Raw genomic sequence first — 13,769 nt, 5'->3', positions numbered from 1 at the left:
ATGGGCGCTAAATTTTCACCCTCACTGATGTGTATGGATTTGACACAGTTCAAAGAACAGATCACAGCAATGAATAACAAAGCGGATTTTTATCACGTCGATATAATGGATGGCAATTACGTCCGCAATATCACTCTGTCTCCCTTTTTTATTGAGAATCTGAAAAAAATCACTACCGTTCCCATCGATGTCCATCTGATGGTGAACCACCCGGAAGATATTATCCCAATGTGTCTCGCCGCAGGAGCCGATATCATTAGCTTCCATCCCGAGACTGCGAATAACAAAATTTTCCGCCTGCTGAATCAGATCAAGGATGCGGGAAAAAAATGCGGGGTGGTGCTGAACCCGGCGACGCCGGCTGAAAGCATTGCTGAATATGCGCACCTGCTGGATAAAGTGACGGTCATGTCAGTTGACCCTGGCTATGCCGGGCAAAAGTTTATACCTGAGTCGCTGAACAAAATAAGAAAGCTCATCAGTATGCGCAAAAATAATGGCTATCATTATCTGACGGAAATTGATGGTTCTTGCAATGAAAAAACCTTTGGTTTGATTGCTGAATCTGGGGTGGATGTATTTATCGTTGGTACATCTGGTCTGTTTTCTCTTCATGAAGATGTCAGCCTGGCATGGGACAGAATGATCGATATTTTCCAGCGTGAAACCGTCGCTGCCTGATTCATTATTGCGTATTATTTATTTCGAACCACAGTGTATATTCAAGTAAATATTAAAAAACTGCATCACGCCAGCGATGCCTGTTCTGTTATTCAACGACCACTCTATATGAATGCGGGTGAATTATGGATATTGCAACAGTACTTAATGTAAAGAACATCAAGCTAAAAATGACTGCCAGAACGAAAGAAGAGGTGATAGAAGAACTCACCGAGTTACTGGTACAGGATGGTGCGGTGACCAATAAGGAGGACTTTATTCGCGATGTTTGGTTACGTGAAGAGCAAGGCTCAACCGGTTTTGAAAATCATATTGCGATCCCGCATGGTAAATCTTCCGGTGTGGCCCGAACCGCATTAGCTATCGGTCGTACTCAACATGAAATCCCCTGGGAGACAATGGATGGTAGCGATGTCCGCTGTATTATTTTATTTGCGGTCTGCCTGGTGGATCAAAATGCCACTCATATTCGCCTGTTAGCGCAAGTATCCGGATCGCTGGCAGACGAAGACATTATTGCTAAGTTACTGGTTGAATCTGATCCACATAAAATCATTGCGCTTTTCAATTCTGAAACTGAAAGCGCCGATGCTTAATACATAGTTGTTAACATCCTTTTGTACCTTATTAAATAAATCACGGAGAATCGAGATGAATATCGTCGGAGTTACCGCCTGTACGGTGGGAATTGCACACACCTATATTGCTCAAAAGAAAATTGAAACAGCCGCCAAAAAAGCCGGTCATAACGTTAAAATAGAGACACAAGGGACCATAGGCATTGAGAATCAGTTAACCGCTGATGAGATTGCCATGGCAGATATTGTGCTGCTTGCCGCTGATGTTAAAGTGACGGGAGAAGAGCGATTTGCGGGTAAGAAAGTGGTCAAAGTCGCCACAGAAACGGCAGTGAAATCTCCTAATAAGCTGATTGAAAAACTCAGCGAAATAGTCAATTCATAATTTTATTTCGGCCTGCTGACTCTATACTTAAGGGCGTAACTTATGTCTCTAAAACAAATATGGCAAGCAGCAAATCCTAAAGGACATCTGCTGACCGCTATCTCGTTTCTGATCCCCATTGTCTGTGGCGCAGGGTTTATTATTGCTATCGGCATGGGGCTTGGTGGAACAGTGCAGGACACGTTAACTCCGGGGCAATTTGATTTATGGCAGGCGATGGCCACTCTGGGCGCTAAGGCGCTTGGGCTGTTGCCGGTGGTCATTGCGGTGGGGATTTCCGGCTCGATTGCTGGCAAGCCGGGCATCGCACCGGGATTTGTCGTCGGGCTGGCGGCAAACACCATCAGCGCTGGCTTTATCGGCGGGATGATCGGGGGCTACATTGCCGGCTATATCGCGCTGGCGATCATTAAAAAGGTGAAGGTCCCGGACTGGGCCCGCGGGTTGATGCCGACGTTGATCGTGCCCTTTTTTGCTTCCATTATCAGCTGCCTGATTATGGTCTATATCATCGGTACGCCTATCGGTATCTTTACGGAAGCGCTTACGTCTTTCCTGAGAAGTATGGGTACGTCATCGAATTTAGTGTTGGGCGCAGTGATAGGCGCGCTGTGTATCGTTGATTTTGGCGGCCCGCTCAATAAAACATGCTTTGCCTTCGTTCTGACGCTGCAGGCGCAGGGAATAAATGAGCCGATAACCGCACTTCAGTTAGTTAATACCGCAACGCCTATTGGTTTCGGCCTGGCTTTTTTCATTGCCAAGCTTCTGCGTAAGAACATCTATAACAGTGAAGAAGTGGAAACCTTAAAATCGGCGGTTCCGATGGGGATTGTTAATATCGTTGAAGGCTCTATCCCGATCGTCATGAACGATATCGTCCGCGGTATCGCCGCCGCGGCCATCGGCGGCGCGTGCGGTGGGGCAGTGACCATGGTATATGGTGCGGACGCCACGGTGCCTTTTGGTGGGGTATTGATGATCCCCACCATGTCACATCCCATGGCCGGCATTATGGCGCTGCTGGTGAATATCGTGGTCACCGCTACAGTCTACGCTGTCATCAAAAAAGATATACCGCGCGATGTCATTGTTAATAACGATCACGAAGAAGAGGATATAGACCTCGATGATATCAAAGTGAGTTAACTTACCTCTATATTATTTTATCAATCGCATTGTGCTATTTCTGCACACCCGCCCATAGCCGACTGTTTCCTGGTTATGGGCTGTGTTTTGCGTCTGGCAGAAGCCCAGGTGAAGGTGGAGCAGGGTGAACATTCTTGTTGCAAAAATGTGAACGCTTCAGTAGCCTTGTCTCTTTCGGAGACAGGAAATGCTCGTCACTGATTCACTTCTGGCTTACACCCTCGCTGCCACTCTGCTTACCCTGACGCCAGGTTTGGATACCGCGCTTATACTGCGCACGGCGACTGCTGAAGGCGGGCGCAAAGCCTTGCATGCCGCGTTAGGTATCGATCTCGGGTGCTTTATCTGGGGGGCGCTGGTGGCCTTTGGTTTGGGCGCGCTGCTGGCGGTTTCTGAGCTGGCTTATACCTTATTGAAATGGTGCGGCGCGGGCTACCTTTGTTGGCTGGGCATCCAGCTGCTTCTGCGTCCGCGCCAGCAATTTAACAGCAATCCGGCAGCGGCAACCGCCACGAGTAACTGGTTTCTGCGTGGGATGTTGGGAAATGTGCTTAATCCCAAAATGGGCGTCTTCTACGTTTCGTTTTTACCTCAGTTTATCCCGGCGGGGCATTCCCCCATCACATGGACCTTTCTCCTGGTTACTATCCATGTATTGATTGGTACGCTGTGGTCGTTAACCCTGATCACCGCCACTCGCTATGCCGCCGGTATCCTGAAAAAAACGGCGGTAGTGAAATGGATGGATCGAACGACCGGCTGCCTGTTTCTGCTTTTTGCGGCGAAGCTGGCGATGAGCCGCCGGTAATAAAACAGGGGCCTTTGCCCCTGTTTTTGCGCTTTGCTCAGCTATCTTGAGGTACAGGCTCTACGATCCCGGCTGGGTCACACACTGTGCCGGATCAAACACCGTTTTCCAGTCTTGCTTCATATCAACGACGGTCCAGCCATGCGCTTTTGCCTGCGTTAATCCATCAACCAGCTTTCCGCTGGCTGGAGGATGACTATCATAGGCATATTCACGCACGGGATCCGTATGATGCACCAGAAGGCCAAAGGATTTGACGTCAGGATTGGCGGCGGTGTACTGCAGCATGGCGAGATCGCCATCGCTATTGCCAAATGCCGCGACAGGGCGCTGGCCCATGAAAAGGTGGATCGCCACGGGTTTATTGGCTGCATCGTCATTGAAGGCCCCCGACATTGTCTTGGTAATTTTTGTCCCTTCATCAGATAACGCGAATTCGCCAAGCGAAAACGACCCGATCACTTGTTCAGGTGGAATACCGTACATCTTTTGCGACAGTACGCGCATAAAATCGATACCGCCGCCGGAGACAATCCAGGTTTTGAAACCGTTAGCCCGCAGATATTCCAGAAGCTGACGCATCGGCTGATATCCCATCCGATCGTACTGGCAGCCAAAACGCGGGTCCTTATGCGATGAAACCCAGTTAGCAACGCGCTGATTAAAGTCATCAGTCGTCATGCCGCTGTGCGTCAGCGATAAAAGATGAATAAGCCCTTTTTCGCCGGAAGCGGCGACAGTTTTGATATCGTCTTTCAGCACGGCCTGCACCAACGCGTCGCTAGACCACTCCTGGTGTTGCGGGGCCAGACGTTTGATCTCATCCAGCACGAACCGGATCTGAAACGTCAGCGGCGCTTCTGGCCACAGGGTGCCATCATTATCAAATACGACGTAGCGTTTTTCGGCCGGAATAAACGTTGAGCGGTCTGGGTTGGTGGCACCTTGCACCCATTCTTCAATGGCGCGCTTGGCTGCCGTATCGTTCCATGCTGAGAGTGGATCTGCCACTGCGTTGCCGCAGAGGGCGAATAAAGTCAGAGCGATTAACGTACGCTTCATCGTGAACTCCTGTTATCCGGGGTCTGTCCCGGTAGCGAAAGTGGCTGCCAGAATCGGCGCCAACGGTGAGATAAGTAACGCGCGCTACGCAGTAAAGTGCGGCGGAAAATAAACATCAGCATGAGTAACGCGAGGCCGCCTGCGAGCATTAACGCATTCTGCCGGGTCAACGTGCCACGATCGCCCTTTAACGAAGATTCCGCACCGGCCGAGCGCGAAGCGGCAATCCGGTAGGTGCTGCCGGGGAGTTCAGCGGTTTGCCACTGCTGATGGGTTGTATCCCACCACCGCAATTTGATCGGCGGCAGCGTGACTTCCCCCGCAACAACAGGCAAATAGCGGAGCGTTTCCACGCGTTCCGCGCCTTCAAGATCCCCCCGACCCGAAGTCAGCAGACGATTTTCAGGCGGCAGACGCTGGGTATGGGTGCCGCTGATAGCATAGAGCAGCGGTGGGATTTGGGCGGGCATCACCTCCGTGGCTCGGACGGTGACGACGCGTTCAATAACGTCGCCGGCACGCAGCGTTTTATCTTTACCACTACGGTAAATATTGACCTTCTGGCTGAGCGAGAGACCTGAAGCGGGCAGGAAACGGTCTGGCTGTTCAATTCCTTGCGGCCAGTTAACCTGCGTTTCCAGCGCCGGTAGTTTGACCGTCACGGGCGCCTGTCCGGAGGCGGTTAACGTCATTTCAAAAGCCGGTAAACGCAGCTTACCTGCATCCCAGGCAGTGAGCTGGCGTTCCATGCGCACGCCGCTCCAGCTGGTTCCCTCGGCGTGACGGGTCAGCAGCTGATTGGGTTCGGCTTTGCTCGAGATATCGCCATTTTCAACCGGGAAACCGGGCCACTGCGGCGGCGGATTAAACCATGAATCCGTCCAGAACGTCACCGCCACGCGCACCGGTTGGCCTGGGACAACGTGTTCGGGAGCGACCAGCTCGCGCGTGACCGTCATGGCTGCCTGACAGGGAAGCGCCGCCACCAGAATTAACCAGATAAGTTTCATTGGCCTTCTCCTGACTGAGTCCGGTAGAGACTTTCCAGCAGCCCCGAAGGCGAAACGGTCAGATTTTCGTACCACTGATTCACCTGCGGATTCCCTCCAGCAATGGGCTGAATGTCCTTTTGTTCAACGCCATCGTCGGGTTTCAAATCATGCTTAATTTCATCAGGTTTGTAATCGGCTTCTTCACCTTGCGCCGACTTTTTCTCGCGTTCTTTTTGCCGCAGTTGCATGATGATCGCGGCGATTTTGGCGCGGTTCCCCTGGGCCAGCTTCCAGTCCGGGCGCAGACTTAACGCCCGGTCATAGCTGTTTAGCGCCTGCTGCCACTGTTTTTGCTGAGCATAACTATTGCCTGTCCATAGCAGGGTTTCCGGGGTTTGTTGCGCCTGGCGGAACGCGGCGGTAGCGGCGGGGTAATTGCCCGCCCGATACCATGCAATACCTTGCCGGAGCGGGTCGCTATAATGCTGGGCCGCGCGGGCATAATCCCCCTCGGCAAAGGCACGCTGACCCTGCACATCGGGGCTTATCCAGGCATCCAGCCAGGCGGCATGGCCGGATGGCTGCCAGAGCAGCAGCGGCGCGATTAAAATCCAGCAAAAGAGCTGGCGTCGCCAGATAAACAGCATGACGAGCATAGGTATCGCCAGCATCCAGCCATCGTTACGCCAGTGTAAATCACTCCGGGCATTGTTCTGCGCGGTGACACTTTGTTGAATATGGCTCTGTATCACGGGCATATCGTCATCATCGGTGGTCACCAGCGTGACGGGGATCCCCTCGTCTCGCACCTGCTCGAAGCGTTTAACATTCAGTCGCGTATCGGTTTCACTGGCGGCATATTTTTCAGGCAGCGCGCCCCCCTGAGCGGTTCCCGGCACCCAGATCTGCAGCGGTGTCTTTTGTGTGCCTAGCCATCTGGCGTCATCCGCACTTAGGGTATCCGCCACCAGAATAATGCTGCGCGGGGAGGTGGGCATATTATGCATGGCCAGTGAGATGGCATGCTGAAGTCCGGAACCCTCGCCAGACGGTAATAACGCGGGGGTTTGCGCATGCAGGAATAGCGAATAAAACGCCGTATCGACAGTGAGCGGGGTGGTTAGCCAGGCACCGGAGTTATACACCACCAGGCCAAATCGGGTACCCGGCATGCGCTCCATGAGGGACAGGATTTTGGTCTGCATCCTCTGATGGCGGCTGGGAGGCAGATCGCTGGCAAACATGGCGGTATCCTGTTGCAAAATCACCATCACGTTACTTTCCGTCGTCAGCGCGGCGGGAAGCTGACGCTGCCAGCTTGGGCCAGCCAGCGCGATGAGGCCAAGCATCGCCAGCCATGGCAGTACGCGGGTGAGCTTGCGCTGCCGCCCGACGATCAGCGCTTTCGCCAGCGGCTTGTCCATGATGCGCGACCAGGCGCTATGCCCGGCGGAGGGTAACCACCACAGCGCGATGGCCGGGATCAGCAGCAGCAAACGCCAGGGGTATAAAAAGTGAAAATCACTCATGCCGCTCTCTCCCTGAACGCGCGATACAGATTAAAGGTCAGCAACAGAAGCAGTGCGGCGGCAAGCGGCCAGGCAAAAAGCGGTATACGCCACGACCAGCCGATGCTTTTTACCTGCACTGGCGTAATCGCGTCAATTTCTTGCCAGACCGCATCCAGCGAAGCCCCGCTATTCTCTGCCGTCCAGGCGCGCCCGCCGGTGGTGCGAGCTATATCCTGTAAAAGAGCGACATCCACTTTGTCATCGCCGTCGCTGTTCACGTCGCCAAAGGCGATGGTGTGAACCTGTACGTGATGACGGGCCGCCAGCTGAGCGGCGAGGCGAGGGGTCAGTTGTGACGCGGTGTCGTTACCATCGGTCAAAAGGATGGCTAATTTACTGGCGTCAGTATCGCCGCTGGAATCCAGCAGTTTCACCGTGACGCCCAGCGCGTCGCCAATCGCCGTCTGTTGTCCCGCCATGCCAGGCGCAAGCTGATTGATACGGGTTTCCAGCGCCTGTTTATCCTCACTGACGGGCGCGAAGGGCCAGGCGCTGTTGGCAAAAATCACCAGCCCGATACGATCGGATTTACGAGCCGCTACGAATTTTTTAACGGAGCTTTGTACCGCCTGCAGACGGGTGATACCGCCCGTGACGTCGTTTTTCTCCATAGAGCCGGAAACATCAAGAATCAGCATAATATCGCGCATCGGTTTTTCAGTATGCTGCGGCGGGGCAAGTAATTCCGGGCGGGCGAGGGCGCAGACCAACAGCGACCATACCAGCCAGAACAGCCAGGTGGATAGCTTCCCGCCATGTGCGGGTTGGTTGTTAAGCTGGAGTTCATTAATCAGCCCAGGCAAAAAAGGAACCCGGACATACTCTTTCAACGAGCGCTCTTTGGCCATCACAAAGCGACTTGCCAGCGGCAGGATCAGTAGCAGCCAGGCCCACGGCCAGGCGAACGCCAGACGTGAGAAGAAGTCAGACATGGGGTAATCCTTCAAGCCAGGAGCGAAGCTGCATACGCAGCCGTTCGGTATCGCCGTCACTGAGCTGGTTCTCTGGCTGACAGTAGCGTTCGCACAGGTGCTGGCGTAACGCGTCATCCAGCGGGACGTTTTGCAACCATTGGGCAGGATCCAGCGCGCCGCTCACTTGCTCCCGCGGCTGATGCACCAGCAAAATACGTTTCATCAGCAGCAGCCAGCTGTCTACCGTTTGCGGTTGAGCGAGAGCCGCCAGCGCCTGGCGACGCCACAGGTTTCGCCGCCATCTGGCGATGCGGATGATGAGATAAATGAGCAACAGGGCGAGCAGGATACCGCCCAGTAAAAACCATCCCGGCGGTAGGGGAAACCATGACGGTGAATCGGGAAGAACCGGCTCCGCCAGTTCGGGTACCGTAAATCCTTTCTCCAGCATCTATACCTCTTTTTGAAGCTGTCTGACTAGATCCCCGGCGACGACAATCTGCTTCACCTGCACGCCAAGTCGCGTGAGACGAGACGCCTGGGCTGAGAGTCGCGCCGTGATGCTTTGTTTGATGCCGTCCTGTAGCGCAGGCGAGAGCGAAAAGGCCGCCTCTTGCCCTTCATACCGGGCGGCCAGCCGCCCGTGTGCAGGCAGGCGCAAATGCAGATCGTCGAGGATCACGAATGCACTCACTTCCCCTCGACGGCGCAGGGCTGCCAGCAGCGCATCGCACTCGTTATCCAGATCGTGAAAGTCGCTGATTAACGCGACCCAGCAGCCGGTTGGAATTAACGGCAGAGAGTGGCGCAGAATGGTGGCCAGCGAAAGTGGGTCAGGCGTTTCCCGCGGATAATTATCCGCCACGGCGTGGTTGTACTGCACAATATCGTCGAGAAATGCGGGAAGCGTACCGTTTGGCGCGCGGCATTTACGTAGAGAAAAGTCCCGATCGCCAAAGACAATACCGCCTAAACGATCGCCGTCGTGCCAGCTGCGCCACGCCAGCAATCCGGCAGTTTTCGCTGCCGCGACGGATTTTGTCTGAACGCGCGTGGAAAAAAACATATCCCGTCGTTGATCAACCAGCAGAAAGACGGGGCGCTCTTTTTCTTCGTTATAAAGTCGGATCCACGGCGTACGCATGCGGGCAGTAGCCTGCCAGTCAATCAGCCGGACGTCGTCGCCGGGCTGATAACGACGCAGGCTGTCAAAGTTCAGCCCGCGGCCCTGCTGGCGTGATGTACGTTCACCCCCAAGCGCGCCAGGCGGGATCTGCCCTGGCGGATTGGCGATGGCTCGCGCCTCTGCGGCGAGCTTCAGCAGCGTTTCCCGGTCAATGCGAACGGCGCTACTCATTATGCCACCACGGCATCAAGCAGCATCCGCACGGCATCGTCCGGCGTGCAGTTATCCGCGCTGGCCTGGTAGCTGAGCATCAGACGATGACGTAATACCGCTGGGGCGATCTTTTTAATGTCTTCGGGCAGCACCGCGTCCCGGCCTTCCAGCCAGGCCTGCGCTCGCCCGCAGCGCTCCAGGGCCAGCGTGCCGCGAGGACTGATGCCAAACGTCAGATAACCGGCCAGCGTATCGCTCACCGACTGTGGATGACGACTTAAGTCTACCAGGTTGACGATATAATTTTCGACGGTCGGGGAGACGTGAATAGCGGAAATCGCCTGCCAGCATTCAGCGATTTCCTGCTGACTCAGCATGAGCGTATCGGTCTGTTCTGGCTGTGCTGATGCGGCACTCGTCAGTTGTTGATACTTTTTCTGCTGCTCGGCGCGCACCAGTTGCATCACTTTCTGTTCATTGTCTTTTGACGGATAGTGCACCAGTACCTTCATCAAAAAACGGTCCAGCTGGGCTTCCGGCAGAGGCCAGGTACCTTCCTGATCCACTGGGTTTTGCGTGGCCAGAACCATAAAAACACCGGGTAAAGGCCAGCTTTTGCCCGCCACGGTGACGTGACGTTCTTCCATGGCTTCGAGCAGCGCGGACTGCACGCGGGCCGAGGCGCGGTTGATTTCATCGGCGAGGATGATATTGCCGAACACCGGGCCGGGACGGAAGCGGAACTGATCCTCTTCACGGGTGGCGTTTTGCTGATAAATTTCGCTGCCGGTAATATCTGAGGGCAGAAGATCAGGCGTGAACTGAATACGACGGTAATCCCCCTCAACGTGGCGGGCAAGTTCGCGTACCGCGCGCGTTTTCGCCAGGCCCGGTAAACCTTCAAGCAACACGTGTCCGTCGCACAACAGGGCGACGATCAACATGCGCACCAGTTCTTCCTGACCGAGAACCTGTTCGTTCATGCGTTGCTCAAGCTGCAATAACTTCTCTCGATTTATCATCGGCGTAGCCCTGCAAAATCACGTTTAATTAAAGTGGCGATGCCCACCAGGATCGGCTCGGCATAGTTGAAAAAGGCCTTAATGCCCGGGCAAAGATAATTCAGTCCCAACTCGCCGTCCGGTGCGCGCACCAGGCGGTTTTTCGGGCATTCGCCCCAGCACAGCTTCAGATAAGGGCAGGCTTTACAGTAGTTGGGCAGCGTGTCGCGCTTGCCCATGCCAAACGCTTTCTGCCGTTCGGAGAAAGCCAGATGCGAAAGCTGAGCATGCTCAATGTTGCCGATCTGATATTCCGGGTAGACATAGTGATCACAGGAATAAATATCGCCGTTTTTCTCAATCGCCAGCCCTTTTCCGCAGAATTCTGAGTGGGTGCAAATTTGCGCCGGCATTCCCATTGTCTGGGCGACCGCCGTTTCAAACAGATTGACCTGCACGCGGCCCAGGTCGTTATTCACCCACTCTTCAAAAACGGCAATCAGAAACGTGCCCCAGTCTTCCGGGTCAACCGACCAGTCGGTAACAATGGAGTCGAGGTCGCCGGGACGCGCGCGGCGGCTACCGGTGAGCGGGATGGCGTCATCCTGCCAGAATTGCGGCGCGGTTTGTTTGAAATCAACAGGTTCGACGCAGGGATTAAACTGTACATAGGTCGCACCCAGTTCGCGGGTGACGAAGCGGTACACTTCCAGCGGAAAGCGGGCGTTGGTCCGGTTTACCGTTACCAGCGCGTTAAATGGGACGCCGTGACGCTTCAGGGCCTCAACGCCCGCCATCACTTTGTCAAATGTCGGTTTGCCGCTACGGGTCACGCGATAGCGGTCATGCAGTTCTCGTGGGCCATCAATCGAGAGTCCCACCAGAAATTGATGTTCTTTTAGAAATTCAGCCCATTTATCGTTTAACAACACGCCATTGGTTTGTAAATCATTCTCGACACGCTGTCCGGGCTTCTGGTACTGCTTCTGAAATTTCACAACCTTCTGGAAAAACGCTAACCCCATCAGCGTGGGTTCGCCGCCTTGCCAGGAAAATACCACCTGGTCACCGTCCTGGCCGTCAATATACTGGCGAATGAAATTCTCCAGCACCTCGTCACTCATTCCGGTATGCCTGTCCTGATGCAGAAGCTCTTCTTTGTGCAGGTAAAAACAGTAGGAACAATCGAGGTTGCAGGTTGAGCCGGTTGGTTTAGCCATGACATGAAAGCGGCGCTTGTATTCTGGCCCTTTGCCGTCATATTTTTCCGCCGACGGAAGCGCCTTAACGGGTAGTGTGGTGCTGTACTTCATATAGCAGACCCCTGAACAGAAAAACAAACAAAGCGCAGATTGACTGCTCTTCAAAGCACGAACAGACTGCCGGGGCAGTCTGTCCGCAGGCTTTCATCATTTATTGATATTTGAGCCTTGTTCCAGCATTGCCGAAGCATCAGAGATCGTGAATGAACCTGGCTTCTGACGTGGCGGGAACTCCTTAAAGGTGGCCAACATTTCTTTGGCGTACTTCTGCGCGCCGCCCATCAGGAACATACGATCGTAGAACCAGGAGTTGTATCCCATACCGTCGCTGCCTTTCTCCAGCGGGTCAACTTCGAGATCAAAGATCATTGGCGCACGCAGTTTGGTGAACGGATAACGCCACAAATCAAGACCGGTATGCTCCTGAATCATGAAATGCGCTTTCCAGCGTCCATAGCGCATAGCCAGCAGATCGCCGTCATCGCTCCAGTAGAAGAATTCTTTACGCTGATCCTCGCCTTTGCCCTGCAGGAAGTCGAGCTGGTTATAGCCGTCGAGATGAACTTTATAAGTAATAGATGGCGTTTTATAACCTTTTAAAAGCTCTTGTTTGATATTAGGGTTACCCGCTGCGGCAATGAGGGTAGGGAACCAGTCGTAGCTGGCAAAAATATCATTAATTAGCGTGCCTGGTTTAATATGACCTGGCCATTTGATCATCGCAGGGACGCGGAAACCGCCTTCCCAGCCCGTATTCTTCTCGCCACGGAACGGTGTGATACCGGCATCTGGCCAGGTCGCGGTCATGGGGCCGTTGTCAGTGGTATAAATGACGATCGTATTGTCTTCAATGCCGAGATCTTTAATTTTCTTCAGCACTTCGCCAATCATTTTATCGTGTTCCACCATGCCATCGGCATAGGTCCCAAGGCCCGTTGCACCAATGCTGGCATCTTTCAGGTGGGTTTTATTGTGCATCCTGGTGGTATTGAACCAGGTAAAGAACGGTTTGTTGGCCTTAACCTGGCGCTCCATGAAGTCATTATTCGCAGCCAGGGTCTCTTCATCCACGGTGCCCATACGCTTCACCGTTAATGGACCCGTATCTTCAATTTTGCCGTCTGCGGTACTCTTAATTACGCCGCGCGGACCAAATTCCTTACGGAAGGCAGGATCTTTCGGATAGTCTGAGTTTTCTGGCTCTTCTTCGGCATTCAGGTGGTAAAGGTTACCCAGGAATTCATCAAAGCCGTGAGCGGTCGGCAGGAATTCATCGCGATCGCCCAGGTGGTTTTTACCAAACTGACCGGTAGCGTAGCCCAGTTGCTTAAGGATGTTCGCAATGGTTGGATCTTCTTTTTGCAGACCCTGAGGTGCGCCCGGCATTCCGACTTTACTCATCCCGGTGCGGAAAGGCATCTGGCCGGTAATAAACGATGAGCGTCCTGCGGTAGAGCTTTGCTCAGCGTAATAAGAGGTGAACTTAGCGCCTTCGGCAGCAATACTGTCGATATTTGGGGTTTTATATCCCATCATGCCCTGGTTGTAGGTACTCAGGTTCCAGTAGCCGATATCATCGCCAAAAATTACCACAATATTTGGTTTAGCGGGATCTTGTTTCGGGGCATTTTCTGCGGCGGTCGTTGCGGGTGCTGCATGGACTGTGGAAACCACGCCAGCCGCTAACGTCAGCATGCTGGCAATCACGGTCCTTCTAAAAGGGACACTTTTTTGCATTAGGGACACTCCAGTCTTTATGATGGCAAGTTGAGTATAGACGGGTAAAAACGCTTACATTAATTTTAGTAATAAAATTAATAGGTTTGACGAAAAAATCAAGTATCGTCAATGAAATATTACTAGCGGTTATAGTGAATTCTCTGTCACACATCGGAATACCAGATTAATTCAAAAGCGCGACTATATAAAAGTAAATGTTGTTTATTAATAAATTAGCGTCGCTGCGGCATCCCGCGTCAGTTACGAAGCATCAGTTTCATCGTTGTGCCAAATAAATGGAAGGAAAA

At 53.4% G+C, this 13,769-nt stretch carries 14 protein-coding genes; 5 read left to right on the top strand and 9 right to left on the bottom strand.

The window, feature by feature from the left end:
* The 5 genes from alsE (at position 1) to ABLU95_RS04875 (ending at position 3,601) form a co-directional block, all read left to right on the top strand.
* A complete protein-coding gene (gene alsE, locus ABLU95_RS04895) occupies positions 1-681 on the top strand; it encodes a D-allulose 6-phosphate 3-epimerase (protein WP_087848825.1) in 681 nt (226 codons plus the stop codon).
* 125 nt (positions 682-806) lie between these two features.
* Complete coding sequence (locus ABLU95_RS04890) at positions 807-1,277, top strand: PTS sugar transporter subunit IIA (RefSeq protein ID WP_044523281.1); 471 nt, start codon at positions 807-809, stop codon at positions 1,275-1,277.
* A 55-nt stretch (positions 1,278-1,332) separates the two neighbouring features.
* A complete protein-coding gene (locus ABLU95_RS04885) occupies positions 1,333-1,644 on the top strand; it encodes a fructose PTS transporter subunit IIB (protein ID WP_004179922.1) in 312 nt (103 codons plus the stop codon).
* 42 nt (positions 1,645-1,686) lie between these two features.
* On the top strand, positions 1,687-2,793 hold the full coding sequence (locus ABLU95_RS04880; protein WP_044523279.1) for a PTS fructose transporter subunit IIC: 1,107 nt from the start codon (positions 1,687-1,689) through the stop codon (positions 2,791-2,793).
* 187 nt (positions 2,794-2,980) lie between these two features.
* The gene (locus tag ABLU95_RS04875) at positions 2,981-3,601 is read left to right on the top strand and encodes a LysE family translocator (protein WP_023289726.1); all 621 of its coding nucleotides are present in this window, start codon (positions 2,981-2,983) and stop codon (positions 3,599-3,601) included.
* Between the two features lie 60 nt (positions 3,602-3,661).
* Here ABLU95_RS04875 and ABLU95_RS04870 read toward each other — a convergent pair whose 3' ends face one another.
* The 9 genes from ABLU95_RS04870 to ABLU95_RS04830 form a co-directional block, all read right to left on the bottom strand.
* The gene (locus tag ABLU95_RS04870; RefSeq protein ID WP_241515984.1) at positions 3,662-4,663 is read right to left on the bottom strand and encodes an HAD family hydrolase; all 1,002 of its coding nucleotides are present in this window, start codon (positions 4,661-4,663) and stop codon (positions 3,662-3,664) included.
* On the bottom strand, positions 4,660-5,673 hold the full coding sequence (locus tag ABLU95_RS04865; protein ID WP_072420173.1) for a BatD family protein: 1,014 nt from the start codon (positions 5,671-5,673) through the stop codon (positions 4,660-4,662). The genes ABLU95_RS04870 and ABLU95_RS04865 overlap by 4 nt, the downstream gene beginning before the upstream one ends.
* A complete protein-coding gene (locus ABLU95_RS04860) occupies positions 5,670-7,184 on the bottom strand; it encodes a tetratricopeptide repeat protein (RefSeq protein ID WP_243805716.1) in 1,515 nt (504 codons plus the stop codon). The genes ABLU95_RS04865 and ABLU95_RS04860 overlap by 4 nt, the downstream gene beginning before the upstream one ends.
* Positions 7,181-8,158 (bottom strand): VWA domain-containing protein, encoded by a 978-nt coding sequence (locus tag ABLU95_RS04855; RefSeq protein WP_110237702.1) that lies wholly within the window; start codon positions 8,156-8,158, stop codon positions 7,181-7,183. Before ABLU95_RS04855 ends, ABLU95_RS04860 begins: the two co-directional genes overlap by 4 nt.
* Complete coding sequence (locus ABLU95_RS04850; RefSeq protein ID WP_348878939.1) at positions 8,151-8,591, bottom strand: DUF4381 domain-containing protein; 441 nt, start codon at positions 8,589-8,591, stop codon at positions 8,151-8,153. Before ABLU95_RS04850 ends, ABLU95_RS04855 begins: the two co-directional genes overlap by 8 nt.
* A complete protein-coding gene (locus tag ABLU95_RS04845; RefSeq protein ID WP_049014086.1) occupies positions 8,592-9,497 on the bottom strand; it encodes a DUF58 domain-containing protein in 906 nt (301 codons plus the stop codon).
* Entirely contained in the window at positions 9,497-10,501 is a 1,005-nt protein-coding gene (locus tag ABLU95_RS04840) for a MoxR family ATPase (protein ID WP_032452882.1), read from the bottom strand. Before ABLU95_RS04840 ends, ABLU95_RS04845 begins: the two co-directional genes overlap by 1 nt.
* Positions 10,498-11,793 (bottom strand): anaerobic sulfatase maturase, encoded by a 1,296-nt coding sequence (locus ABLU95_RS04835; RefSeq protein WP_032452881.1) that lies wholly within the window; start codon positions 11,791-11,793, stop codon positions 10,498-10,500. The genes ABLU95_RS04840 and ABLU95_RS04835 overlap by 4 nt, the downstream gene beginning before the upstream one ends.
* Positions 11,794-11,889: 96 nt before the next feature.
* Entirely contained in the window at positions 11,890-13,479 is a 1,590-nt protein-coding gene (locus ABLU95_RS04830) for an arylsulfatase (RefSeq protein ID WP_049014088.1), read from the bottom strand.
* Positions 13,480-13,769 lie beyond the last annotated feature (290 nt).

Origin of the sequence: Klebsiella sp. GG_Kp146, from assembly GCF_040061975.1 — a bacterium.
Taxonomy (GTDB): domain Bacteria; phylum Pseudomonadota; class Gammaproteobacteria; order Enterobacterales; family Enterobacteriaceae; genus Klebsiella; species Klebsiella quasipneumoniae.
This window is presented reverse-complemented; position numbering and strand designations above follow the sequence as displayed.